At 40.6% G+C, this 24,626-nt stretch carries 24 protein-coding genes; 9 read left to right on the forward strand and 15 right to left on the reverse strand.

Annotation, left to right across the window (positions count from 1 at the left end; genetic code table 11):
• The first annotated feature begins 64 nt into the window (after positions 1–64).
• Positions 65–1,399 (forward strand): Tol-Pal system beta propeller repeat protein TolB, encoded by a 1,335-nt coding sequence (gene tolB / locus GGR10_RS02825; protein WP_182479812.1) that lies wholly within the window; start codon positions 65–67, stop codon positions 1,397–1,399.
• A gap of 145 nt (positions 1,400–1,544) precedes the next feature.
• On the opposite strand, the gene GGR10_RS06955 is transcribed toward tolB, so the two are convergent.
• From GGR10_RS06955 to tkt, 7 genes are all read right to left on the reverse strand, one after another.
• Positions 1,545–1,670: a hypothetical protein gene (locus tag GGR10_RS06955; protein WP_281371264.1), complete on the reverse strand. Its 126-nt coding sequence runs from the start codon at positions 1,668–1,670 to the stop codon at positions 1,545–1,547.
• 125 nt (positions 1,671–1,795) lie between these two features.
• Entirely contained in the window at positions 1,796–2,032 is a 237-nt protein-coding gene (locus tag GGR10_RS02830; protein ID WP_182479813.1) for a hypothetical protein, read from the reverse strand.
• A gap of 308 nt (positions 2,033–2,340) precedes the next feature.
• The gene (locus GGR10_RS02835) at positions 2,341–2,496 is read right to left on the reverse strand and encodes a hypothetical protein (RefSeq protein WP_182479814.1); all 156 of its coding nucleotides are present in this window, start codon (positions 2,494–2,496) and stop codon (positions 2,341–2,343) included.
• 214 nt (positions 2,497–2,710) lie between these two features.
• The gene (locus GGR10_RS02840; RefSeq protein WP_182479815.1) at positions 2,711–3,742 is read right to left on the reverse strand and encodes a class I fructose-bisphosphate aldolase; all 1,032 of its coding nucleotides are present in this window, start codon (positions 3,740–3,742) and stop codon (positions 2,711–2,713) included.
• A gap of 97 nt (positions 3,743–3,839) precedes the next feature.
• On the reverse strand, positions 3,840–5,033 hold the full coding sequence (locus GGR10_RS02845) for a phosphoglycerate kinase (protein ID WP_182479816.1): 1,194 nt from the start codon (positions 5,031–5,033) through the stop codon (positions 3,840–3,842).
• 279 nt (positions 5,034–5,312) lie between these two features.
• Positions 5,313–6,320: a type I glyceraldehyde-3-phosphate dehydrogenase gene (gene gap / locus GGR10_RS02850; RefSeq protein WP_182479817.1), complete on the reverse strand. Its 1,008-nt coding sequence runs from the start codon at positions 6,318–6,320 to the stop codon at positions 5,313–5,315.
• A complete protein-coding gene (gene tkt, locus GGR10_RS02855; protein WP_182479818.1) occupies positions 6,317–8,323 on the reverse strand; it encodes a transketolase in 2,007 nt (668 codons plus the stop codon). Before tkt ends, gap begins: the two co-directional genes overlap by 4 nt.
• 353 nt (positions 8,324–8,676) lie before the next feature.
• On the opposite strand from tkt, the gene GGR10_RS02860 reads away from it, so the two are divergent.
• Positions 8,677–8,952, forward strand: coding sequence for a DUF4164 domain-containing protein (locus tag GGR10_RS02860; RefSeq protein ID WP_007476510.1), 276 nt, complete (start codon positions 8,677–8,679; stop codon positions 8,950–8,952).
• 11 nt (positions 8,953–8,963) lie between these two features.
• A complete protein-coding gene (locus tag GGR10_RS02865) occupies positions 8,964–9,329 on the forward strand; it encodes a cell division protein ZapA (RefSeq protein WP_010704347.1) in 366 nt (121 codons plus the stop codon).
• Positions 9,330–9,554: 225 nt separating this feature from the next.
• Here GGR10_RS02865 and pyk read toward each other — a convergent pair whose 3' ends face one another.
• Positions 9,555–10,991, reverse strand: coding sequence for a pyruvate kinase (gene pyk, locus GGR10_RS02870; RefSeq protein WP_182479819.1), 1,437 nt, complete (start codon positions 10,989–10,991; stop codon positions 9,555–9,557).
• Positions 10,988–11,533: a DUF1036 domain-containing protein gene (locus GGR10_RS02875; protein ID WP_182479820.1), complete on the reverse strand. Its 546-nt coding sequence runs from the start codon at positions 11,531–11,533 to the stop codon at positions 10,988–10,990. The genes pyk and GGR10_RS02875 overlap by 4 nt, the downstream gene beginning before the upstream one ends.
• Before the next feature lie 288 nt (positions 11,534–11,821).
• Here GGR10_RS02875 and GGR10_RS02880 point away from each other — a divergent pair, with 288 nt between their 5' ends.
• Positions 11,822–12,079: a DUF2312 domain-containing protein gene (locus tag GGR10_RS02880; RefSeq protein WP_010704350.1), complete on the forward strand. Its 258-nt coding sequence runs from the start codon at positions 11,822–11,824 to the stop codon at positions 12,077–12,079.
• Between the two features lie 13 nt (positions 12,080–12,092).
• Here GGR10_RS02880 and GGR10_RS02885 read toward each other — a convergent pair whose 3' ends face one another.
• The 4 genes from GGR10_RS02885 to GGR10_RS02900 form a co-directional block, all read right to left on the reverse strand.
• Positions 12,093–13,916: an ABC-F family ATP-binding cassette domain-containing protein gene (locus tag GGR10_RS02885; protein ID WP_182479821.1), complete on the reverse strand. Its 1,824-nt coding sequence runs from the start codon at positions 13,914–13,916 to the stop codon at positions 12,093–12,095.
• Positions 13,916–14,302 (reverse strand): glycine zipper domain-containing protein, encoded by a 387-nt coding sequence (locus GGR10_RS02890; RefSeq protein ID WP_182479822.1) that lies wholly within the window; start codon positions 14,300–14,302, stop codon positions 13,916–13,918. The genes GGR10_RS02885 and GGR10_RS02890 overlap by 1 nt, the downstream gene beginning before the upstream one ends.
• A 1,023-nt stretch (positions 14,303–15,325) precedes the next feature.
• Positions 15,326–15,487, reverse strand: a complete 162-nt coding sequence (locus GGR10_RS02895; RefSeq protein ID WP_182479824.1) for a hypothetical protein — start codon at positions 15,485–15,487, stop codon at positions 15,326–15,328.
• 92 nt (positions 15,488–15,579) lie between these two features.
• The gene (locus GGR10_RS02900) at positions 15,580–16,218 is read right to left on the reverse strand and encodes a thiamine diphosphokinase (RefSeq protein WP_182479826.1); all 639 of its coding nucleotides are present in this window, start codon (positions 16,216–16,218) and stop codon (positions 15,580–15,582) included.
• Between the two features lie 280 nt (positions 16,219–16,498).
• On the opposite strand from GGR10_RS02900, the gene GGR10_RS02905 reads away from it, so the two are divergent.
• Positions 16,499–17,905, forward strand: coding sequence for a M48 family metalloprotease (locus GGR10_RS02905; RefSeq protein WP_422614133.1), 1,407 nt, complete (start codon positions 16,499–16,501; stop codon positions 17,903–17,905).
• A gap of 166 nt (positions 17,906–18,071) precedes the next feature.
• Here GGR10_RS02905 and GGR10_RS02910 read toward each other — a convergent pair whose 3' ends face one another.
• Positions 18,072–18,983 carry an RNA polymerase factor sigma-32 gene (locus GGR10_RS02910; RefSeq protein ID WP_010704355.1) on the reverse strand — a complete coding sequence of 304 codons (912 nt, stop codon included), beginning with the start codon at positions 18,981–18,983 and terminating at the stop codon, positions 18,072–18,074.
• 563 nt (positions 18,984–19,546) lie between these two features.
• Between GGR10_RS02910 and GGR10_RS02915 the strand changes: the two genes are divergently transcribed.
• The 3 genes from GGR10_RS02915 to GGR10_RS02925 all read left to right on the forward strand — a co-directional run bounded on the left by GGR10_RS02915 (position 19,547) and on the right by GGR10_RS02925 (position 22,372).
• Positions 19,547–21,121 carry a hypothetical protein gene (locus GGR10_RS02915; protein WP_182479827.1) on the forward strand — a complete coding sequence of 525 codons (1,575 nt, stop codon included), beginning with the start codon at positions 19,547–19,549 and terminating at the stop codon, positions 21,119–21,121.
• Between the two features lie 21 nt (positions 21,122–21,142).
• On the forward strand, positions 21,143–21,481 hold the full coding sequence (fdxA, locus tag GGR10_RS02920; RefSeq protein ID WP_010704357.1) for a ferredoxin FdxA: 339 nt from the start codon (positions 21,143–21,145) through the stop codon (positions 21,479–21,481).
• A gap of 306 nt (positions 21,482–21,787) precedes the next feature.
• Positions 21,788–22,372, forward strand: coding sequence for a CarD family transcriptional regulator (locus GGR10_RS02925; protein WP_182479828.1), 585 nt, complete (start codon positions 21,788–21,790; stop codon positions 22,370–22,372).
• 367 nt (positions 22,373–22,739) lie between these two features.
• On the opposite strand, the gene rpmF is transcribed toward GGR10_RS02925, so the two are convergent.
• A complete protein-coding gene (gene rpmF / locus GGR10_RS02930; RefSeq protein WP_004857790.1) occupies positions 22,740–22,919 on the reverse strand; it encodes a 50S ribosomal protein L32 in 180 nt (59 codons plus the stop codon).
• 698 nt (positions 22,920–23,617) lie between these two features.
• On the opposite strand from rpmF, the gene GGR10_RS02935 reads away from it, so the two are divergent.
• A complete protein-coding gene (locus tag GGR10_RS02935) occupies positions 23,618–24,520 on the forward strand; it encodes a polyprenyl synthetase family protein (RefSeq protein WP_182479830.1) in 903 nt (300 codons plus the stop codon).
• The last annotated feature ends 106 nt before the right edge of the window (positions 24,521–24,626 follow it).

Genomic DNA, 24,626 nt, shown 5'->3' on the forward strand with positions numbered 1-24,626 from the left:
TAAAAAGAAAAAACCCGTATAATATGAAGATATTGTCTCTCTTAAAAGAAAGGATAAATCCAGCATGACAGGAATGAGATACACTCTTTTTTCGTGGTTAATTGTTACCATAAGTGTATGGCTTTCCAGTTTTTCATCAGCCCACGCACAACTGAAGGGGACTATTTCGAGCGCTGATTTTAACCCCATCTCGATCGCAATCACAGATTTCATATCCAACGATTCAATAGGGCTGAAGATTGCTGCTGTCGTTGCAGCAGATCTTGAACGGTCTGGACTTTTTTCACCACTAAATAAAGCATCTTTTCCTGAAACAATCATCAATCCCGACAGTCAACCACGCTTTCTCGAATGGCAGCATACCAATATTCAAGGGTTGGTCACCGGGCATGTTAATAGAGAAGCAAGTGGACGGCTGAGAGTTGACTTTCGTCTATGGGATGTCTTTGGCAACCGCCAAATCAAAGGGCGGCGATTTTATACAACCCCAGAACACTGGCGACGCGTTGCGCATATGGTTGCAGATGAAATCTACAGTAAAATGACAGGCGAACGTGGCTATTTTGATACACGCATTGTTTTTGTTGATGAAACAGGCCCGCGCGATGCACGCGTTAAACGCTTAGCCATTATGGATCAAGATGGTGCAAACCTAACCTATCTTTCCGATGGGAGCGAATTAGTCCTCACACCTCGTTTTTCACCCAATAGGCAAGAAATTACCTATATGGCATATGATAAGAATAAAACGCCTCATGTGTATCTTCAGCAAATTGAAATGGGGCAAAGAGAATTAATTGGAACTTTTGACAATATGACAATTGCCCCTCGTTTTTCGCCAGATGGGCAAAAAGTAATTATGAGTTTATTACAAAATAATGGCAGCGCAAACCTTTACACAATGGATCTGCGCACACGCACCATGACGCGCTTAACCACAACTAAAGCCATTGATACCTCAGCCTCTTATTCACCTGATGGCAAACAGATCGTCTTTTCATCTGACCGTGATGGCACACCACAAATTTATGTCATGAATGCCGATGGCACTAACCCTCACCGTATTTCTTTTAATGAAGGCAACTATTCCACCCCCGTTTGGTCACCGCGCGGTGACTATATCGCTTTTACAAAGCAATTTCAGGGACAATTCTCCATTGGTGTTATGCACCCCGATGGGCAAGGCGAACGGCTTTTAACCACAGGTTTTCATAATGAAGGGCCCACTTGGGCACCCAATGGTCGTGTGCTCATGTTCTTTCGTCAAAATGCAGGTGTAGGAACAAAAATTTACACAATTGATATTACTGGGCGCAATGAACGCCAATTACCAACCCCCCATGATGCCTCTGATCCAGCATGGTCAGCCTTACTTACTGTGCATTCATATAGCAAATAAACAAAAAACCAACCAACACACACCTATCTTGCAATGGCGCTTTATTAATTTTCCACAAACTATAATGAAACCGCCCCCACTCTAATCTAAATACTGCCACTCTCTCAATCACCGCATCTACCTATCACCACCCACTCACTTCACTCTATACATACACCCCCACCCCAATACACCACAACCACTCTACAATCGCATCTCTTATGCGCCATCCAGCGCACGTTTTCACCCCATGTCCATAAGCTTCCACCCTACGTAGATTTCCACACCCCATACATCCACCCTACACACTACTATCTACCATAGGCATGCTTGAAAAGCCTTCACTTTAACACCATCACTATAACCTCTCCCACATGAGATAAACAGATGCACCTTAAGAGAAAAAACCAACCCCGATCATGATCGGTGCACACGAATCAACACGTCAACAACAACTGGCCCAGGCCCACAATCACCGTATCTACCTATACATTGCCCCCACTCTACAATCGCATCTCTTATGCGCCATCCACCGCACATTCTCACACCATGGCCATGGTTTTTGCCTATGTAGGCTTCCACACCCCATACATCCATCCTACACACTACTATCCACCATAGGCATGCTTGAAAAGCCTTCACTTGAAACACCATCCACCACAACCTCTCCCACAGCAGACACAAACAGATGCACCTTAAGGGCAAAACACAACCCCGATCATGATGATACGCGCGATCAACGCGTCAACAACAACTGGCCCAGGCCCACAATCACCGCATCCACCTATAATCGCCCCCACACCTTACGCATCGGGCCATCCACCCTATGCACGCATCCCCATCTATAGGCACGCTTGAAAAGCCTCTACTTCAACACCATCAACCACAGCCTCTCTCACAGCAGACATAAACAGATGCACCTTAAGGGCAAAACACAACCCCGATCATGATGATACGCGTGATCAACGCGTCAACAACAACTGGCCCAGGCCCACAATCACCACACCTACTCTATACACCACAACCACCCTACATATCGCATCTCTCATGCGCCATCCAGCGCCACGTTTTCGCCCCATGTCCATAGCTTCCATCCTACGTAGACTTCCACACCCCATACATCCATCCTACGCATGCATCTCCACCCGTGGGCATGCTTGAAAAAGCCTCCACTTGAACACCATCCACCACAGCCTCTCCCACATAACACAAACAGATGCACCTTAAGGGCAAAACATAATCCCGATCATGATGAATGCACACGAGTCAACGTCAACGCGTCAACAACAACTGGTCACTCTCACGATAATCGTGTTTTGCCCACATAAATGGTCAAGCACAAGAATGTTCGTGCTCTTTTGTCCATTGTCCTAAAGCTGCCAGATGGTTCATCCGTGCACGGTGATAAAAAGCCTTTTGTGCAGCTGCAACATTGTCCTGTTTTCCACCCCATGTCTTCAAAGCAGCAGATTGCAACGCACGACCATAAGAAAAAGTCAATGTCCAAGGCCACGGGCCTGAAGCATTCATAGCGGATAAATGAGCCGTGGCTTCTTCATCTGACTGGCCCCCTGAAAGAAAAGCAATCCCTGGAACAGCAGCAGGAACAGTCTGTTTGAGAACACAAAGAGTTTTTTCAGCCACTTCTTCAACACAAGCTTTGCGCGCATCTTTCCCATCAATCACCATATTGGGTTTTAAAATCATACCCTCAAGTACGACCCGTGCCTCGAATAATTCTGTAAATACTGTCTTTAAAACCGCTTGTGTCACCTCAAAGCAGCGCGCAATTGAATGCTGGCGCGACTGGCCATCCATCAGCACCTCTGGCTCCACAATTGGCACAAGACCTGCCTCCTGGCATAAAGCAGCATAACGTGCCAAAGCTTGCGCATTTTGGCGTATCGCTCCTCTTGTTGGCAAAGAATGCTCATCAATAGCAATCACCGCACGCCATTTGGCAAAACGTGCTCCCAAAGTAAAATAGTCCTTCAAACGCTCCCGAAGGCCATCTAACCCTTCTGTAATCGTCTCATGAGGAAAAGCTGCCAAAGGCTTAGCGCCCGTATCAACCTTAATACCTGGCAGTGCACCAACATCTCGAATAAGGTCGGTCAACATTTGACCAGAGGATGCTTTTTGACGAATGGTTTCATCAAATAAAATCACACCAGAAATAGCGCACTTCATCGCGTCCTTTGCAGTAAAAAGCATTTCACGATAAGCCCGGCGATGATCCTCATTTGCTTCTAAACCAATTGATTCAAACCGTTTACCAATTGTCGCATTGCTTTCATCTGCGGCCAAAATACCTTTTCCTGCACTGACCAAAGAAAGCGCTATATCTTCAAGACGTTCTTTCATAAAAAGCTCCTCTTTTTTCCCAATTTCTCTCAACAACAATCAACAACAATAGCTCATCAGAAAGCTTCCCATAAGCCATCATATATGCATAACTTATTCAAGCCTGCACTAAAGCCAAAACACCAGGAAGGCTTTTTCCTTCCATCCATTCCAAAAAAGCCCCTCCAGCGGTCGAAAGATAAGTAAAATCATCCGCAACACCCGCATGGTTGAGCGCAAAAACTGTATCACCACCCCCAGCAATTGACACTAACTTACCTTGTTGCGTACATTTTGCAACATGGCGTGCAACTGCAATCGTCCCCTGATCAAAGGGGGAAACCTCAAAAACACCAAGTGGCCCATTCCACACAACAGTTGCAGCAGTATCAATCATCTCATTAATCTGGGCAATAGAACGCGGGCCAATATCCAAAATCATCTCATTATCAGAGATATCCTCAAGATCACACTGACGATGCGGGGTATTTTTTTCACAACGCAATCCAACCACCACATCCACTGGTAAAACAAGCTCACAGTCATACTCGTGCGCTTTTTCAATAATTTCTTCAACCGTTTCCATTAAAGTGTGCTCATAGAGTGATTTACCAATAGCATAGCCTTGTGCTGCTAAAAAACTATTAGCCATACCACCACCAATCACCAAAGCATTAACCTTTTGAACCAAATGATTGAGCACAAAAAGCTTACTTGAAACCTTAGCACCACCCACAACAGCCGCTAGCGGATACGTTGGGTCACCAAGCCCTTGTTGTAAAGCATGCAATTCGCGTTGCAAAGAACGCCCCGCATAAGAAGGCAAAAAATGCGTAATTCCCTCTGTTGAGGCATGAGCACGGTGCGAAACAGAAAAAGCATCATTCACATAAATGTCAGCACTGCATGCTAAAGCTTCAGCAAAAGCATCATCATTTTCCTCTTCATCTTGATGAAAACGCAGATTCTCAAGAAGCAGAATCTCACCCTCTTTTAAGTCTTGAACAGCAGAACGCACCTCAAGACCAAAACATTTGTCTAAAAAAGAAACTTCCTGCCCCATGATTTTGGAAAGAGCCTGCGCAACAGGACGAAGCGAAAGCTCTGGAACCTTTTGCCCTTTAGGGCGACCACAATGGGAAATCAGTATAATCTTAGCACCGCGCTTTTGCAGTTCAACCAGCGTTTCTTTATGTCGCTTAAGACGTGTCTCATCACATACTTTTCCCTGCAACATCGGAACATTAAAGTCCACCCGTACCAACACACATTTTCCTGCAACATCAGCCTCATCAATTGTCCGAAACCCCATTACTGCTCCCTCTTTTTGATTCTTTTCATCAATTGTTTTAGCTTAACTCTTTTATCCAAAAAGTTCTCGCAACCCACATATCTCTTTTTGAAACCTCTCAATTAAACAGCAATACTTTTCTTTAAGTTCAAGAGTAAAAAACAAACGTTCATCTCCATTCTTTTTAAAAAAGACACTTTCTTTTTTAAAAGAAATTTCATGAAGCTTGCTGCACAAAGAAAACTCTCGCTAGCATGCCCATTAAAAAGAAACCAAAGCTCCTCTTTTTGTCCTCTTTCTTTACAAGGTTTTGGCAAAAGCCACAGCAGTATCAGCCATGCGGTTTGAAAAGCCCCATTCATTATCATACCAAACAAGAACCCGGCAAAGCTTACCATCAACAACTTTAGTTTGCTCAGCTTGAACAATGGCTGAATGCGGATTATGATTAAAATCACTGCTGACAAGTTTTTCTTCTGTATAGTCTAAAATGCCCTTAAGCTGGCCTTGCGCAGCCTCACAAATGGCAGCATTAATCTCTTCAACAGTTGTGGAACGCTGAGCTGTAAAGGTCAAATCAACAACAGAAACATTAGGCGTTGGAACACGAATGGCCACCCCATCTAACAGACCTTTCAATTCTGGCAAAACCAATCCCACTGCCTTAGCAGCCCCCGTTGATGTAGGGATCATAGAAAGAGCAGCAGCACGAGAACGGTAAAGATCACGGTGCATTGTATCTAAAACAGGTTGATCACCCGTATAGGAATGGATTGTCGTCATAAAGCCCTTTTCAATGCCAACAACCTTGTGGAGCACTTGCGCAACAGGTGCCAAACAATTGGTTGTGCAAGAAGCATTCGACACCACCTGGTGTTCTTTACTTAAAATCTGGTGGTTAACCCCATACACCACAGTCAAATCAGCATCATTAGAAGGTGCAGAAATAAGAACACGCTTTGCACCTGCCACCAAGTGGGCACTGGCTTTATCGCGCTCGGTAAAAAAACCTGTACATTCCAGAGCCACATCAATACCCAAATCCTTCCAAGGTAAATGCGCCGGGTCACGCTGTGCTGTTACCTGAATCAAACCATTCCCAACATCAAGTGCATCACCCACCACCTTAACAGGTGCACCAAAACGCCCGTGCACCGAATCATAGCGTAATAAATGGGCATTGGTTTCCACAGAACCTAAATCATTGATCGCAACAACCTCAATATCTTTGCGTCCACTTTCAACAATAGCACGCAAGATACAACGCCCAATACGACCAAATCCATTAATTGCAACGCGAATACTCATTTGATTTTTCCCTCATTGATTTGTTTCAATCTTTCTTCAACAACAGCAACTACATTTTCGCATGTAATCCCAAAATGCATATAAAGATCGTCCATCGGTGCACTTGCACCAAATCCTTCCATACCAATAAATACACCATCACTACCAATAAAATAATCCCATCCTTGCCGAATGGCTGCCTCAACAGCAATTTTAAGGGGGGCATCGCCAATTAAAGCATTTTGATAGACAGCAGATTGTTCAAAAAACAACTCAAAACAAGGGACAGAAACCACACGCGTTGGAATACCCTTTTCTTCTAAAATAGCATGCGCTTTTACAACAATTTCCACTTCTGAACCTGAAGCAAAAAGAGTAACTTGAGCTGTATCACTTGCCATGAGTAATTCATAAGCACCAAGCATACATAAATTGTCTTCTTTATAATCCCGGCGCAAAAGTGGTAAATTTTGCCTGCTCAAAGCCAAAGTAGAAGGCGTCTTACATGCCCTCAAAGCCAATTGCCAACATTCCACCGTTTCCACAGCATCAGCAGGCCTGAAAACAAAATGATTAGGAAGTGCGCGCAAAGCAGCCAAATGCTCTACTGGCTGATGAGTCGGCCCATCCTCACCAAGACCGATGGAATCATGGGTCATCACATAAATTACCCGCAACCCCATTAAGGAAGACAAGCGCATGGCAGGGCGCATATAGTCAGAAAAACATAAAAAAGTCCCACCATAAGGAATGAATCCTCCATAAAGAGCAAGGCCATTCATCACTGCACCCATTGCGTGTTCGCGAATACCATAGTGTAAATAACGGCCTGAAAAATCCTCAGCAGTAATGCTTTTCATCTGGCTTGTTTTTGTACAGTTGGAACCGGTTAAATCAGCAGAACCACCAATGGTTTCAACAACCACCCCGTTAATGACTTCAAGAGCCATTTCAGAAGCTTTACGCGTTGCAACATGCGGACAATCTAGAACCAATTGCTTTTTATATTCATCAAGCACACTCTCAAAGCTACTTACAAGATCGCCACGCATTAACCGCTCAAATTCAGCCCGCTTTGACACAGGTAAAGCAGAAAGCTGTGCTTCCCATTTTTTGCGCTTTTTTGCAGCACTAAGACCTGCCAAACGCCAACTATCAAGAATATCAGCAGGAACAACAAAAGGCTCTTGTGCCCAACCTAAAGCTTTACGGGTTGCAGCAATTTCTTCTGCCCCCAAAGGTGATCCATGAACCTTATTAGTCCCCCCTTTACGAGGTGCCCCAAAACCAATAATTGTTTTACACGCAACAAGAGTGGGTTTATCAGAAGTTTTTGCCGTCTCAATGGCTCGTGCCAATGCACTTTGATTATGCCCATTGACCTTAATGGTATTCCAACCACACGCTTTAAAACGTGCCACTTGGTCTGTACTATCTGTAAGAGAAATAGCCCCATCGATCGATATATCATTATCATCCCAAAATACAATCAGCTTATTTAGTTTTAAATGACCAGCAAGCGAAATTGCTTCTTGGGCTATGCCTTCCATTAAACAGCCATCGCCGACCAAAACATAAGTATAATGATTGATCAAATCACCAAAACGTGCGTTTAATAAACGCTCACCCAATGCCATCCCCACAGCATTAGCAAGCCCCTGCCCAAGTGGCCCGGTGGTTGTCTCAACTCCTGCACCATGACCATATTCTGGATGCCCCGCAATTTTAGAACCCATTTGGCGAAAATTGCGGATATCATCAAGAGAGATATCTTCATAGCCTGAAAGATACATTAAAGCATAAAGCAACATTGACCCATGCCCGGCCGATAAAACAAAGCGATCGCGGTTGGGCCAACGAGGGTTTTTTGGGTCATGCACTAAAAATTTTGTGTAAAGAACTGTCGCAATATCAGCCGCCCCCATTGGCAAGCCAGGGTGACCAGACTGTGCTTTTTCAATCGCATCAATAGCAAGAAAGCGAATAGCATTGGCCATTTGATTTTGTTGTTCAGTATTTGTCATGAATGATCGACCATTTTTTTAATTTGTTATTTTTCCACAACTTGAAGACATTTTATAATACGTATATACTTTGCTGTATATGTCTTGTAATTACGTCTTTCTATTTTCTTTCTTACACTTTTTATGCCTCTAATTTTACGTTTTTACGCCCTTAAACTATGCCCTAACATGCATGCCAATTATGCTTATAACATTTATGCCAACAGTGTTTAAAAATCCAGTTTTTAATTAATATCAACATCCTGTTTTTCTTGCCAAAATATTCTTTATCTTTCACAATAAAATGCATGCAACAAAAGAGAATGAGTGATTCGTCTTTATAAAAAGGCTTAAAGTTAAAGGATATAATCACTATGAACCAAGAGACTGATATTCTGCCACAAGCTTTAAAGCAACTAGAAAAAGCACTCAGAAACTTAGAAGCTGCCATTACCAATCAGCATACTATTATCGACAAACACAATGAATGGGAAGCAGAAATTCAACAAATGAACGCTGATCGTAGCCGCCTTGCTCAAGAACTTGATAAATCAGAAGCCCATGCAGAGCGGCTAGAGATAACCAATAAAGAGGTTTCCAAACGGTTGATTCGTGCTATGGAAACAATTCGTATTGTACTTGACAGGTAAAGGTTTAAACCATGGAAACTGTTTCTGTCACTATTGATGGCAAAATTTATCGTATGGCTTGCGATAAAGGGCAAGAAAGCCACCTTCAGCAGCTTGCTGCCCAATTAGATCAATATATCACACACCTGAAAAATGATTTTGGGGAAATCGGTGATCATCGCTTATCCGTTATGGCCGGCATTATGATTATCGATGAAATGGAAGAAATAAAACGAGAAAATAAAAAATTGCAAGAAAGCTATGCAACTCTCTTACAACAAAACTCTGAACGAGACCAAACCTTAAGCAAAATTGTGCACGAAACAACTGAGCGTATTGAAAAGCTGACCAATCAATTACTCCTGCAAGACGATGAGGCTAATCTCACACCCTCTTAAAATAACAGAAAAAAGCATAAAGATAAGGTTTTCATGCGTCCAAAAAATCATTCAAATGTCAAATAATCATTTAAATATCACTTAAATGTCAAAGCTTGCAAACACTCAAAGCACAAGCCACACATTTTCTAAGCCTTACAGCTTTCAAGCTTTTTGCTAAAAGTTAAGAGTACGCATCTGTTCAACAGGTTTCTTTGAGCACCTTTTTTAAAACACCTTTAAGGGTCAAACACTTTTTGTATTGTTTAAACAACAAGAAGCAATACGCAATAAATTTGTTGCACCAGGCGTTCCAAAGGGAACCCCAGCAATCACAATAAACCGATCACCCGCCTGACAAAAGCCTTCCTGAAAGGCAATTGCAGCTGCACGATGAACCATATCATCTAAATCATGCGCATCCTCACTAACCACACAATGAAGCCCCCAAACCAAAGCCAACCGCCGCGCTGTTTTAACAATCGGCGATAAAGCAATGATAGGTCTGTTTGGGCGTTCACGTGATGTACGCACACCTGTTGCGCCTGAAGCAGTATAAGCAACAATAGCTTCTAACTGCAGTGTTTCAGCTATCTGACGGGCTGCAAAAGAAATCGCATCTGGCCCTGTTGCCTCTGGCTTGGGGCGCTGCGCATTAACCATTGTAGCATAGGTGTGATCACACTCAACCTGCTTTGCAATACGGTCCATCATGCCCACAGCCTCTTCAGGGTAAAGACCAGAAGCTGATTCTGCCGATAACATCACTGCATCAACACCAGCATAAACAGCTGTAGCCACATCAGAAACTTCTGCCCGTGTTGGTACAGGCGCCGTAATCATTGATTCAAGCATCTGCGTTGCAACAACCACAGGCTTTCCTGCCAAACGGCACGCTTTGATAATCTTCATCTGAAGAGATGGCACTTGTTCTAAAGGCACTTCCACCCCAAGATCTCCCCGCGCAATCATAAGACTATCAGAAACATCAATAATGTCTTCTATATGCTCTAAAGCCTGAGGTTTTTCGATCTTAGCCATCAAGGATACTTTGCCTTGCGTTAGCTTGCGAACCGATAAAATATCTTCCGGGTGTTGGATAAAAGAAAGCGCCACCCAATCAACGGACTGTTCTAAAACAGCCATAAGATCAGCATGGTCTTTTGATGTCATCGTCCCACAAGGCAAAACCGTATCAGGAAGATTAATCCCCTTGCGATCAGAAATATGTGTTCCAGCAATCACACGGCACTCAATAGAAGCACCATCACAAGCTTCAGCCAAAAGTTCAAGCTTCCCATCATCCAGCAATAAACGATCACCGGGTTTAACAGCCGCTAAAACTTCCCTATGGGGTAAAAAAACACGCCGTGCATCACCAAGCACATCTTTATTATCTAACGTAAAACGCTGCCCAATAACCAAATTCTCTTTGCCATTTTCAAAACGCCCGATTCGTAATTTTGGCCCTTGCAGATCTGCTAAAATGCCAATAGGCCGACAAACCGCCTTTTCAACAGCCCGTATACGCTCAACCACATCACGCATTGTCGCATGATCTGTGTGGCTCATATTAATCCGAAAAACATCCGTTCCAGCTTTAAAAAGCTTTTCAATCATTGATACTGAAAAAGAAGAGGGACCAAGTGTGGCAATGATTTTAATGTTACGTGCACGTTTCATGGTGAACCCTCCCCTAAAGTATTAGGAGACTTTGAAGTTGAATTATTCAAAAAAGGCTTATCAGTTAACTGGACCATCCAACTGGTTTGATTACCTGTATCAATTTCTTCAAATGTAGCCTTTTGAAACCCCCTAGCAAAACAATCATGAACGCCCTCAATAACAAATTTGCTATCCTTTACACACATTGTGATAGAACCAACCCAACTGCCCTTTTTTTGTGCATCTTCTGCATATAAATAATAAAACCGTGATGAAAGTGGCCCATCAATCAGGGATTTACACACTGTAGGTGGAATAACCCACCAACCTTCACTCACCCAATCTGAAAGTGTGCGATAGCCAAGGGCAATACCCACTGTTTTTTGAGTCATATTACAAACCCGAAAATCAGCTTTTACATATCCGGTAAATAAGAACAAAAGAAGAACGTTTAACAGAAAAACCTTCAACTTTTTATACCTTCCCTGTCCAAACATACTTTTGTGCTTTTTGACATTTTCAAGCCCAATTTTACAAAAACAGTCCTTACAATAAAACATTCATCCCTTCTTTTCTTTTTTCTTCAAAATACTGCAGCTTTAAAGTGTGATTTATCATATTTTTATTTTATTTCTTTTTTATCTTCTCTTTATCCATGTATAAGCTTATCTTCTCTTTATTCACGCATATATTTTTTCATTCACACTATTTAAAGCGAATTTGTAAAAAAGTGAAACGATTGACTTTTTTCCCACTCTTCAGGCACCCTTAATGTATCAGGCACCCTTAATGTAAGAGTTTATTATTCAAAGAGTTAATTTATAACACACACCTTGGAGAAAAATATAATGAGCACTCTAGCCGATGAAACACAAGCCGTATCCGCCAATCAATTGCGCGCTTTTATTGAACGTATTGAACGATTAGAAGAAGAAAAAAAAGCAATTTCCGACGATATTAAAGACGTTTATACAGAACTTAAAGGATCTGGCTTTGACAGTAAAGCCGTGCGCCACATTATACGACTGCGCAAAAAAGAAGATCATGAACGTAGCGAAGAAGAAGCTATCATCCAACTTTATAAAAATGCACTCGGCATGGATTAATTTAAATAATGGATTAATTTAAGCAATTGTCTTTTTCAATAGCTTCACGCAAAAGTTCAAGATCCAACCATTCTTCTTCCTTTTGCGTGCACAAATTCTTTTTCTCTTCAAGTGCTGCAGATAAACGCTCAAAACGAGCCTGATCACAGCTATAAAGTGCAGGATCAGACAATTCTTTTTCAAGGTTTCTGATCTCATTTTGTAAAAGCGTTATGTGTTCAGGCAAGTGCTCTAGCGCATAAACTTGCTTATAAGACAATCTGCGCGGCGTTATTTTTGAAGAAGAAGCTGTTTGTTTTTTCCGATCACGTGCAACAGGCTTTTGCAATTCTTGACACTGCGAAAGCTCAGCCTGCTTTCTTTGTGCCATCATATCACTATAACCACCAGCATAAAGGGTCCAGCGCCCATTACCTTCAGGTGCCAAAACATGAGACACAGTTCGATCTAAAAAATCCCTATCATGGCTAACCACTATCACTGTTCCTGCAAAATCAGAAATAAGTTCTTGAAGCAAATCCAATGTTTCCATATCAAGATCATTGGTTGGTTCATCTAAAATCAAACAATTTGCAGGCTGTAATAAAAGCCGTGCTAACATTAAACGGGCTCTTTCCCCCCCTGATAATTCTTTAATAGGGGTATAAGCTTGTTCAGGCAAAAACAAACAATCTTTAAGATAAGAAACAACATGGCGCTGCTGCCCATTAATGAGCACACTATCACCCCTGCCACCTGTTAAATAATGGGCTAAAGTTTCTTCCCCATTTAAAATCCGTTGTTGATCAAGCAGAGCCATCGTCACATTAACCCCATGCTTAATCACCCCACTGTCTGCCAACTCACGGCCAATTAAAATAGAAAGAAGCGTTGTTTTTCCAACACCATTGGGACCTACAATGCCAACCTTGTCACCACGCTGCAAACGCAATGAAAAATCTTTAACAATAACGCACTCACCATAAGACTTAGAAATCCCTTTTGCTTCAAGCACCAATTGACCACAATCTTGGCGCTCAGACACGGCAAAAAGTGCGCGTTCTGCAGGCCCTTTATAGGTTCGATGAAGTTTTCGCATCTCCTTTAATGCGCTCAAACGCCGTTCATTACGCTTGCGCCTTGCGCTTACTCCATAGCGCACCCATTGCTCTTCACGAACAATCTGACGCTCCAATTTATGATGATCACGCGCCTCTTTTTCCAGCTCTTTATCACGCCAACTCTCAAATGCAGAAAAACGCTTTTCAACCCTTTTAGTCACACCCCGATCAAGCCATACTGTTGAATGCGCCACTGTTTCTAAAAATCGCCGATCATGCGAAATAACAACAATAGCTGAACGTAAAGAACACAAAACACCTTCAAGCCACTCAATGGTTGATACATCAAGATGGTTGGTCGGCTCATCTAATAAAAGAATATCTGGCTTTGCTGCAATCGCCTGCAGTAAGGATACGCGCCGCTTTTCTCCACCAGAAAGCGTTGCTAATTTCTCAGTCCCTACAAAACCAAGATCTCTAAGAAGGGTCTGCACCCATTGAACATCATACCCATCGTTTAAACCAGCCTCTACACAAGTATAAACATCATCACCCCCTGAAAAATCAGAGCTTTGTGATACATAACGCACATGCGCGCGAGGGTGGTGAAAAATTTCACCTTCACTGGGTTCCAATAGACCAGCTGCAATTTTTAAGAGTGTTGACTTTCCACACCCATTGCGGCCAACAAGAGCAATACGTTCCCCCTGCCCAACCGATAAGCAAGCCTGATTGAGCAAGGGGGTTGTTCCAAAAGTTAAAACAATACGATCAAGTCGTAAAAGCGGTACACCCATTAATAAGGCTGTACGGGTTGCGGGCAAGGAGCCTGATAAAGCTGACCTCTCACATCACGATAAGTGCACAATTGTGGTACAGGTTGTGGGCAAGGAGCTTGATAAAGTTGACCTCTCACATCACGATAGGTGCACAATGGTACTTGCTGAGGCATTTTCTGTTTTTTCTGAGCAGCAGCAGCACCTGTTACTGTACCTGCAATAGCACCAATTGCTGCACCTGGAACCGCTCCAGAACTGCTTCCACTAATCGCTGTTCCGGCTAAAGCACCTAATGCAGCACCACCAACACCATACCCTGCAACTGTTTGCTCAGTTGTTGTGCAAGCTACCGAGCTTAACCCAACAATTGCAACAACCGTCATTGTTAAAATTGACTTTAACATATCAAAACCCTTTCTTTGTTAAAAACAAAATAAAGTTACATGTATCTATCAACTCTTACCCTTTTTGCTCTCACTATTTTATTCTTATACATTGAAAAGAGCTTCGTAGAATAAGTATAGATATTTATAATATAACTTTGCTATACCATAAATGGCAATAAAAAGTTCTACAAATACAATTAGTTTACAATGGTATAAATCATAATAATATGAATATTGTACCAGAAGCCACTTTAAAAAAACTCCTGAAATTTCTGTATTTGCTTAAAGCACCCTCAACCAAAACATGAACAGGGCACCATGAACATTATAATCTGCAGTTTATTGCTTAGTTGTTGTATAAACTACAAAATCTAACTTAATGATTGAAACAACCACCATTTGTTAAAACTGATCTTAAGTATATCAAAATTCCCTCCTTGTAAAAATAAAACCATACGCCTTATTAGCGCTTATCTTTAAGGCCCCCGCTATTTTATTTATAGATTAAGAGAAAGCTTGGTGGAACTAAATATAAATGCTCACTCTATTAATTTTACCACACTATAACATGGCAAAAAGCTCACAAATACAGTTAATCCGCAACAGCCACCAATTGCTGCACCAAAACCGCTCTAAGAGAAGTTTTTCAGGAATCTGTAACCCCTGCCAAACTATTTTTTAAACATAGAACCATATGTTGCAATCTGTTCGTCAGTAGGAGTACAAGCCACTACACTCAAACCAATGATTGAAACAGCTGTTAATGCAAAAATTGATTTTAACATATTAAAACCCCTTCTTGTTACAAATAAAACAAAATTACACCCCATCAGCACATATCTTTCTGCCCCCGCTATTTTATTTTATGCATTAAGAAGAGCTTTATGGAATTAAGTATAGATGCTTATAATATAAGTAATATACTATAGCGTTCAATAATATAGTCTCCACATTATAAATAACAATAAAGAGTTGTACAAATATTTAGCATTCAGCGGCAATTGCGCTGCTGCACTCACAGTTATCGCAAATTTTCTTAAGTTATCTCCAAGAATTATCTTTCCTGTCACACATGCCTGGTGCATAATCAACTGGCAAATCACTAAAAAGAGCATCTAACAATTCTGGATCAACGTGCCTACAAGCCATCGAACTTAAACCAACAACTAAAACAATTACCATTGTTAAAATTGGTTTTAACATATCAAAACCCTTTCTTTATTAAATACAAAATGACTTTATATGTTTTATCAGTTCTTATACCTCTTGTATTCTTGCTTCTTTACTCTTACACATTAAGAATAAGCAGGTATAGATGCTAATATTATAGCTTTGCCATAGTATAAATGACAATAAAAAGTTCCACACACACGGTTAGAAAGTGTTAAAGAAGACCCAAAAGACACATTTTGGTTCAAAATGGGCCATTGAACACCTGACATCGTTAAACCTTGCAAATCAGAAAATCCGATAATACTTAACAGACAACCGTCAGGTAAATCACACGAAAAGGGCTTTGGTACAATCGGCCACCCTTCTTCACGACCACTCGTCAACAAAACTGAAATACCTTGCTCTTCTAGGGCTATTGCTTGTGTCATATGAGAAAGGCTATGATCACTACGCTCACCTCCAAAAGCACCGCATAAAATAAGCCGTTGAGCTCCCTCTCTTAAAGCTCTCTGACATGCTAATGCACCATCTGTTGCATCTTTATCAGTAGGAAAAGCTTCGCGGGGAACATCACCATATGTGTGCAGTAAAGTTTGATCACAAGAATCAAAATCCCCCAACCAAAGTTCAGGCATCACATTTAATGCTGCAGCATGGCGCATCCCCCCATCAGCAGCAATGACTCGGCTTTTGCGAATTTGGTTGAGCAAACGATCGGTGACAAAAATATCTCCATTTAACAATATTGTAAATGTTGTCATGACATATTATGCCTTTCATGAAGCTTCTTTTATTATCATTTCTATAAGCTATCATCATAAAGAAGCCAAAAGGACCCTCGATTGTAACAAAACAAACAAAATACACATGAAGTTTTTAAAGAAAAATATTCAACAAACAAGGTGCACAATGATCCAAGGCATCAGATTTCTGATCCAAAGCATCAGATTTTTTCAGCAAATAGGCGTTTTTAGTAAAATCTGGTCAATAGCGATCATAAGCTTCCTGTTTTTATTGTCTGCATGTCAGACTGCTTTCCAAGTGAACAATAAGCTTCATTCTTCCCACTCTCCTGTTACAGAAGGGCACACTGGTGAAATAGTCGACCAAACCAACAATAAAAATGATCTCTACACGACACTGGGCGCTACATACCATTCACGTATTTTGCAAACATATGGTGGTCAATATTACAACCCAAAACTTGAACACATGTTAGTAAAAATCGTAAACAGACTAACAGCTTCCTCACAAAATCCTGACCAAACCTATCATGTTACTATTTTAGACACAGAAAATATCAACGCATTTGCCCTTCCAGGTAGCTATATTTATGTCACCCGTGGCATGTTGGCATTAGCCAATGATACTTCAGAAGTTGCAGCAATCTTAGCCCATGAAATAGCACACATTACAGCCAATCATGGCATCTTGCGTCTTCAAAAAGAAATTGAGTTAAAACTTGCAGATCATGCTGCTACAAACATACTAGAGCATTCTAGCACCAAATCGCACAATATTTTGAAAGATAAAAAACAACTGGCGCAATTTACGCGTAGTCAAGAACTCCAAGCCGATTTAATAGGGATCGAAATGCTTAACCAAGCTGGCTATAATCCATTTGCATTTCCACGCTTTCTAAAATCAATGGAAGCTTATAGTGCCTTTCGCAATAGCTCATCGTCCACAAATGTTTCACTTGATTTTTTGGCAACCCATCCAACCACTCCGCAAAGAATCCAACTTGCTATAAAAAAAGCTCACGAAATCAGTGCACCTAACATTGGAGAAACCGATCGTGACAGTTTTTTAAAATATATTGATGGTATGATTTTTGGTGGAAGCCTTCACGAAGGATATATCCGAGGAAACCAATTTATTCATCCACAATTACATATAGCTTTTTCTGTCCCCAATAATTTTACCATAAACACGTCAGGATATGCTGTTGTTGCCAGTGGCCCAAACAAAACCGCCATTCGTTTTGATGCAGTACCCCTGCCTGAAAATATGTCTGCTAGTGATTATCTAAAAAGTGGATGGGTCGCAGGGCTTGATCAAACCTCTGTTAAGTCCACCACCATCCAAGGTTTAGCCGCAGCTTATGCCCATGCATCCAATGAACATTGGCAATTTGATGTTGTTGTCATTCCCATTAAAGATCAGGTCTTGCGTTTTCTCACCGCCGCCCCTCATCACCCTCAAAACTTTAACCATATTACTAAAAGCACCATCGAAAGTTTTCATTTACTTTCACCGCGGGCGTTAAATAAACTCAAACCTCTAAGGCTTCGCGTTATACGCGTAAAAAAAGGAGAAAGTGTTGCAGACCTTGCTGAAAAAATGCAAGATACAGCCCATAAAGAAAAGCTGTTTCGCATTATGAATGCACTTTCTCCAACCCAAATTTTACATGAGGGAGAACGCGTCAAAATCATTGCTGAATAAGATGTAAACAGCTCAATTCTTCAAGAAACTTTTAATTTTAAAGCAACTTTTAAGGCTCATTTAAGCGTTTTACTGGTTTGAGCACTTCAAATGACTTATACTTTACGCCTAATGCCTTCACTTCAAACGCTTATGCTTTAAATACTTATAGTTATACTTTAAATACTTACACTTCATAAGCATCAGCTGGGTTAACATTAAGCAAAGCACAACGCAGCTTTTGCAAAGCGCGCGCTTCAATTTGGCGCACCCGCTCTTTTGAAATTCCTAATTTCTCACCTAAAAATTCTAAAGTAGCACTTTCTTCATTTAAGCGGCGAAAACGAATAATTTCAAGCTCTCGCTCATTTAAAATTTGTAAAGCATCATAAAGCCACTGTGTGCGTCTTTGACCATCAATCACTTTTTCAATTAAAGAATCAGGAAGCGGCTTTTCATCCACTAAAGTATCAAGTTTAGTAACTGAATTATCATCATTCTCAGAAACAGACATACTCAATGAATTATCAGTACCAGAAAAGCGGAAGTCCATCGTTTCAACATCGCTCACTGAAACACCAAGCTTTTCAGAAATAACGCGAAAAATATCTTGTTTGCTCATGGTGCTATCATCTTGCACCAATTGAGCCCGCAAACGACGAAGATTAAAGAAAAGAGCTTTTTGGGAAGAACTCGTTCCCCCTCGAACAATCGACCAATTGCGCAAAATATAATCTTGAATAGAAGCACGAATCCACCATGTTGCATAGGTTGAAAAACGCACATCCCGGTCCGGTTCAAAACGCGCAGCCGCCTCTAAAAGCCCCACATATCCCTCTTGAACCAAGTCGCTTAATGGCATTTTAAAGCGCTTAAAACGACTAGCAATTGAAATAACCAAACGCATATGCGCTGCTGCAATTTGGTGCATAGCTTTATCATCACGCTTGTCCTTCCAGCGTAAAGCTAAATCATGCTCCTTCTTTTTCTCAAGATAAGGCGCCTGCATTGCAGAACGCATCATATTGCGTCCCAGACTTTTGTCAGCATCGCTATAATTTTTGCTACTTTTGTAAACTGCATTTGAAAGATTACGCATTACAACCCCTGCGATTAAAATTATCAAATTTGCTTTGATAACGACCCACTTGCTCTCTCATATAAAAGAACGTAAAAATTGTTTATTGCGTCTATACTACTTTAACGTGTAGTTTGCAACTTATAATTGTTTTGTTGTAATGGAACAATTTATGCGATGGAAATTTAAAAGGTAACGCGCAATAAAAAATAGAGAAAACCTCACCTTTAGCAGTAAAGCAAAGCACTCTCCCCTCACATCTTTATCGCCACAAAAACAAGGCCATGAAGCATGAAAAAAACACAGATTTTTTTGTTGAATGGTCAATAAATTGTTTTTTATGTTGGAAGATCCATCTTTATGCTGGCACTCTTTTAACACAACCTATACTTGTGAATATACACGCGCAAAGGGTCAACTGAATAAAGCAAAAAAGAAATTTTCAAGCAAAAATGATGCAAAGAAACATTAAAACCACAAGAATGATTGAAGAAAGCGCAACAAATGTGCTAGAGAAATGGCATAGATACTAAAGTGCCAAAAACACATCTTCTTGCCCATAAAAAGCCGAGAAAGAAACAACGATGGATAGCGAAACTGTTCACAAGAATGATCTTCGTGTCGAAAACCCTGAAAATGGCAGATTTGAGGGATTGCGTTTTTATGCCCATAAAAGTGGCACAGATACAGAAGTTGAAACACACAATACAATAAATAATGAAGATTTAGCCACCGCCTTTGCGCAACGTGTTACACGTTTTTGTGCTTCAGCTAATGGAGATTTCACCCTTAGCTGCGATGGAATTGTACGCTGGATTGGCCAAGCAGTGGCACAACTAACCTCAACTGATAATATTTTAAAGCCCAAGCTCATTCTTTTAGCAGATGCACAATTAACTGGTGAAGCCCGCGATAAAGTGGTCGCACGATTGGAGCGTTTTGTAACTTTTCATTTTGAAACAGCCTTAAAACCACTTTTTGATTTACGCAATGCTGATACTTTGAGTGGACCAATGCAGACTCTTGCTCTACAACTTGTAGACAATTTGGGCATTTTACCGCGTCGAAAAGTGGCTGAAACTGTCAAAAATCTTGGTCAAGAATCACGTGCAGTATTACGACAACTAGGGGTTCGTTTTGGCGCTTTTCATATCTACCTCACAGGAGTGCTCAAGCCCACTGCAGCCCAAGCCATTACACTTCTTTGGAGCCTTCATAAAGAAGAGCGTGACCAAATTGGTTTAAGTGAAATTTTAGCCGCTTTAACTGCTGGGCGAACTTCACTGATTATTGATCCAACATATAATCCTCAAATTTATCATCTTGTTGGTTATCAAATTTTAGGGCGGCGTGCTGTACGTATCGATATTTTAGAACGTCTTGCCAACCTTATTCGCCCTGCACTTCATTGGAAGCCAGGCATAGAACCCAAACCTGAAGGTGCCTATGATGGCAAAAGTTTTTTCGTCACACCAACGATGATGTCCATTCTTGGTGCCAATAGTGCAGACATGGAAGAAATTCTCAAAGGTCTTGGTTATCAATCACAACCCAAAAGTAGCGCTGAACTTCAAAAAGAGCTTACACACAAAGAATCCTTTGCAAGTGATGTAATAACAAAAGAAAACTATCCTTTAGCAGAATTTGTAGGCAATCAATGGCAAGACATCCTAGCATCAGAAGCAACACAGGAAGAAAAAAAGGCTTTATCTTCATCTGCTTGTATTGAAGAACCATCTTGTTCAAAAGATCATTTACCAGCTGCTGAACCTGATTTACCAGCTGCTGAACCCGTTGGCGCTTTTGCACACAAAAACTGCCTAGCAGCAGAAGATAAAATTGTTTTATTATGGCGTTATAATTATCAGTACAATCGCCTTTATAGCAATCGCGCTAAATCTGAGCAAAAACGGCAAAACAAACACAGAAAAACTTTCAAAAAAGAAGCCAATCCAAACAAAGCCCCCTTCAAAAAAGAAGCATCACAAACCACCTCTACTCATAAATACACTAAAACATCCACTCAATACGCAAAGAACAAACCATCTCAAACACGAAAACACCCCGATCCTGATTCACCTTTTGCAAAATTAGCAGCGCTTCGTGACCAACTTCAAAGCGATAAGGATGTACATATCATTCCCTTTAAAGGTCATTAAAATGGGAAATGGAGTTTAATCTTGGCCTACGTTGTAACCGATAATTGTATCCAGTGTAAGTACACTGATTGTGTTGAAGTTTGCCCTGTTGATTGTTTTTATGAAGGTGAAAATATGCTTGTCATTCACCCTGATGAATGCATCGACTGTGGTGTATGCGAACCAGAATGCCCTGCTGAAGCCATTAAGCCTGATACAGAACCAGGGCTAGAAACATGGTTAGAACTCAATCGCGAATATGCAACTAAATGGCCTAATTTAACCACCCAAAAAAGTCCTCTTCCCCAAGCAAAAGAAATGGATGGTGTTCCCAATAAATTAGAAAAGTATTTTTCAGAAAATCCAGGAAGTGGTGAATAATAACTCCATAATGTATTGTTCTCTTTTGAAAAAAACTTAGATTATTTCATGTAATAACAAAAATCTTATGTGAAATGATTGATTTTTTTCATTTTAAATGTTAACAATGTCCTAATAAAGCCATTTTGCTAAGTATTTTGTTTCGCTTTTTTATAAAGCGAAGTGTTTTTTTATTTGTAACTGGAAACACTCAACTTCTATGCTATATCGACCAGCATAATATGCATAAGTTGCAGAAGACTCAGTTTTCAGGCGTTTTAACTTGTTCTCCGACATCATTGTTGGTTACAAAGGGAGTAAATTAATATGGCGTCCCAGCAAAAGAAAACCTCTAGTGTTAAAGGGTTTTCAACCTCTGAATATATCGTCTACCCCACACATGGAGTGGGGCAAATTATAGCAATTGAAGAGCAGGAGGTTGCAGGGCATAAATTAAAGCTTTTTGTCATCCACTTTGCTAAAGATAAAATGGATGTAAAAGTGCCAGTTGCAAAAGCACTTTCCATTGGAATGCGTAAATTATCTGAGTCTGATTTAGTTGAGCGTGCATTAAAAACTCTACAGGGAAAAGCACGTGTTAAACGAGCTATGTGGTCACGCCGTGCTCAAGAATATGACACGAAAATCAATTCGGGAAATCTCGTTTTCATTGCTGAAGTAGTGCGCGATCTTTTTCGTTCAGAATTGCAATCTGAGCAATCTTATTCCGAACGCCAACTCTATGCTGCTGCACTTGATCGAATGGCGCGTGAAATTGCTATCATTAATAATCTTTCTGAAACAGAAGCTATCAATTTGATAGAAACGCACCTTACCAAAGAATCCAAACGCAAATTTAAAGCTGGAATGGATGAAGAAAAAGATAACAGCAGTGCTGTCTATGCTGCATAATAAACTATAAAATGTATATAAAAAAGTATACTAAAACCCGTGCACTACTTATGTGAGCACGGGTTTATTTTTTTGCTTAACTTAAAGCCGGCTAGAAAATAAAAACACTTGTAAAAAAGTACTTCCTAAATAAGAGAGCACAAATAGTTTTCTTCAAGCGTCTTTACACACACGAAGAGCTCTATACATACCGCATGGCGTTACTGCAAAAGCCTTTTGCTTTATAATAATCTAATTTATCGGTAATTTTACACCCCACCTAAAAAGCCTTACGCCTCAACAATGAGGCTTGCTTACAAGAAACATTAAAAAGCTCCCTGTTTACTCATCCACTCTATTAGATAACAAGGGCGTGGAATTTCAGCACTCAATCTTTAGGAGGTAAAACTGAACGCCCACGATACATGCCTGTTTTTAAATCAATATGATGAGGGCGACGCAATTCACCAGAATTTTTATCTTCAATATAAGTTGGTGCTTTCAAGGCATCAGCCGAACGGCGCATACCCCGCTTCGATGGAGAAGTTTTTCGTTTAGGTACAGCCATAAAGAGATACTCCAAATAGACTCGAAAAAGAACAAATAACACTTAAACAATAACATTTGTTGTCACTTTTATGTCATTTTTGACAACAGTAATGTCACTTTTGACAACAATGTTATAGCTTCCTATACACTGATTAAAATCTTTTGACCAGACTTTCGTTTAATTTTTTATCCGATTTTACGAGCCTATTTAAACATTTTTAATGAAAATAACATCGGTAAAGCATCAAAAAGAGAAATTCATTTTTTAACAAGCCAGGTTAAAACCAAAAAACAATCTGTAAACTGATGGCAAATAGCCCCCATAAAGGTCTCTTAAACTGATCGGCAAGAATTGTAACTTCCCTTCAAGCAAGATAGACCAACCATAATTAATCCTTAAAAGACTAAACAACATTAAAATAGCACAATCTTCTTCCCGCTTATAGCCACCCACTTTATCACATCATACATCATCAAACTGCAAATCATGCATCACCACGTGAGAATATCTAAACAACCAGACAAAAAGGTAAAGATTATAACAAAAAAACAAAGATCATACTAAACCTGAAGTATCCTCAAAGACTAGGCATTTAAAAACCAATCTTGCATTATTTTTGCCTGATAGAGCTCAAAGATCATAAAAAAACCGTTTCATTCTTCGTCTTCCTATCCTAAAAAGAGCTCACTCATTTTGCAAAAACAAAGGAAAAAACGATGCATGAATTCATGGACCTTCTTGCAAAACATACCCACAATATTGAAAAAAGACTTGATACGCTTTTAAACTATAAAGCTCAAAACAATGAAACCGCTCGTCCTGAAATCTTAATCAAAGCCATGCGTCACGGCACGCTCAATGGTGGCAAACGTTTGCGTCCTTTTTTAGTTATCCAAAGTGCTGCACTTTTTGATATCCCCCTTGAACAATCTCTCGATATTGGCGTCGCATTGGAATGCGTTCATTGTTATTCGCTTATTCACGATGATCTTCCCGCCATGGATAATGACACACTACGGCGTGGAAAACCCACAGTTCATAAAGCATTTAATGAAGCCACAGCCATTCTAGCAGGCAATGCCCTTTTGACCCTTGCTTTTGAAATTGTTGCCCACAAAGCCTATGCTCTAAGCCCCCAAATAAGAATTGACCTTATCACAGCTCTTGCGCAAGCAGCAGGGCTTGGTGGTATGCTTGGTGGACAAATGCTTGACCTTGAAGCTGAAAACAAACCGCAAGATCATCATGCAATCATCACGCTACAACACATGAAAACAGCTGCTCTTATAAGCTTTGCTTGCCAAGCAGGTGCTATAATTGGCAATGCTTCTAAAACTCAGATTGAGCAACTTTCCACCTTTGGAACACATCTTGGGCTGGCTTTTCAATTAACAGACGACCTTCTTGATGTCACCATGAGTACAAAAACTCTTGGCAAAACTGCTGGAAAAGATAAAGAAGCCAATAAAGCCACTTTAGTCAGTCTCCACGGGATTGAAAAAACACAAAAAAAACGAGATACACTCATTACTCAAGCAGAAGAACTTCTCCACCCCTTTGGTGATAAAGCAAAACCTCTCAAACAAGCAGCACACTTTATTGCCACACGCAATAATTAAATGCCTCTCCCTCTCTTAAAATTGTCCCTTATTTTAAAGCGCATTACATCATTTAAACAACAAAAGAAAGAGAAGAAACAAACCACTTGTGTCTCTCTACCCAATT

Source organism: Bartonella chomelii, assembly GCF_014138465.1.
Lineage (GTDB): Bacteria > Pseudomonadota > Alphaproteobacteria > Rhizobiales > Rhizobiaceae > Bartonella > Bartonella schoenbuchensis.

Bases quoted from the DNA above. Each gene is read 5' to 3' on its own strand.
- tolB (WP_182479812.1), top strand. From the start codon at position 65: ATGACAGGAATGAGATACACTCTTTTTTCGTGGTTAATTGTTACCATA.
- GGR10_RS06955 (WP_281371264.1), bottom strand. From the start codon at position 1,670: ATGGGGTGTGGAAATCTACGTAGGGTGGAAGCTTATGGACATGGGGTG.
- GGR10_RS02830 (WP_182479813.1), bottom strand. From the start codon at position 2,032: ATGGTGTTTCAAGTGAAGGCTTTTCAAGCATGCCTATGGTGGATAGTA.
- GGR10_RS02835 (WP_182479814.1), bottom strand. From the start codon at position 2,496: ATGGGGTGTGGAAGTCTACGTAGGATGGAAGCTATGGACATGGGGCGA.
- GGR10_RS02840 (WP_182479815.1), bottom strand. From the start codon at position 3,742: ATGAAAGAACGTCTTGAAGATATAGCGCTTTCTTTGGTCAGTGCAGGA.
- GGR10_RS02845 (WP_182479816.1), bottom strand. From the start codon at position 5,033: ATGGGGTTTCGGACAATTGATGAGGCTGATGTTGCAGGAAAATGTGTG.
- gap (WP_182479817.1), bottom strand. From the start codon at position 6,320: ATGAGTATTCGCGTTGCAATTAATGGATTTGGTCGTATTGGGCGTTGT.
- tkt (WP_182479818.1), bottom strand. From the start codon at position 8,323: ATGACAAATACTGAACAACAAAATCAAATGGCCAATGCTATTCGCTTT.
- GGR10_RS02860 (WP_007476510.1), top strand. From the start codon at position 8,677: ATGAACCAAGAGACTGATATTCTGCCACAAGCTTTAAAGCAACTAGAA.
- GGR10_RS02865 (WP_010704347.1), top strand. From the start codon at position 8,964: ATGGAAACTGTTTCTGTCACTATTGATGGCAAAATTTATCGTATGGCT.
- pyk (WP_182479819.1), bottom strand. From the start codon at position 10,991: ATGAAACGTGCACGTAACATTAAAATCATTGCCACACTTGGTCCCTCT.
- GGR10_RS02875 (WP_182479820.1), bottom strand. From the start codon at position 11,533: ATGTTTTATTGTAAGGACTGTTTTTGTAAAATTGGGCTTGAAAATGTC.
- GGR10_RS02880 (WP_010704350.1), top strand. From the start codon at position 11,822: ATGAGCACTCTAGCCGATGAAACACAAGCCGTATCCGCCAATCAATTG.
- GGR10_RS02885 (WP_182479821.1), bottom strand. From the start codon at position 13,916: ATGGGTGTACCGCTTTTACGACTTGATCGTATTGTTTTAACTTTTGGA.
- GGR10_RS02890 (WP_182479822.1), bottom strand. From the start codon at position 14,302: ATGTTAAAGTCAATTTTAACAATGACGGTTGTTGCAATTGTTGGGTTA.
- GGR10_RS02895 (WP_182479824.1), bottom strand. From the start codon at position 15,487: ATGTTAAAACCAATTTTAACAATGGTAATTGTTTTAGTTGTTGGTTTA.
- GGR10_RS02900 (WP_182479826.1), bottom strand. From the start codon at position 16,218: ATGACAACATTTACAATATTGTTAAATGGAGATATTTTTGTCACCGAT.
- GGR10_RS02910 (WP_010704355.1), bottom strand. From the start codon at position 18,983: ATGCGTAATCTTTCAAATGCAGTTTACAAAAGTAGCAAAAATTATAGC.
- GGR10_RS02915 (WP_182479827.1), top strand. From the start codon at position 19,547: ATGGATAGCGAAACTGTTCACAAGAATGATCTTCGTGTCGAAAACCCT.
- GGR10_RS02925 (WP_182479828.1), top strand. From the start codon at position 21,788: ATGGCGTCCCAGCAAAAGAAAACCTCTAGTGTTAAAGGGTTTTCAACC.
- rpmF (WP_004857790.1), bottom strand. From the start codon at position 22,919: ATGGCTGTACCTAAACGAAAAACTTCTCCATCGAAGCGGGGTATGCGC.
- GGR10_RS02935 (WP_182479830.1), top strand. From the start codon at position 23,618: ATGCATGAATTCATGGACCTTCTTGCAAAACATACCCACAATATTGAA.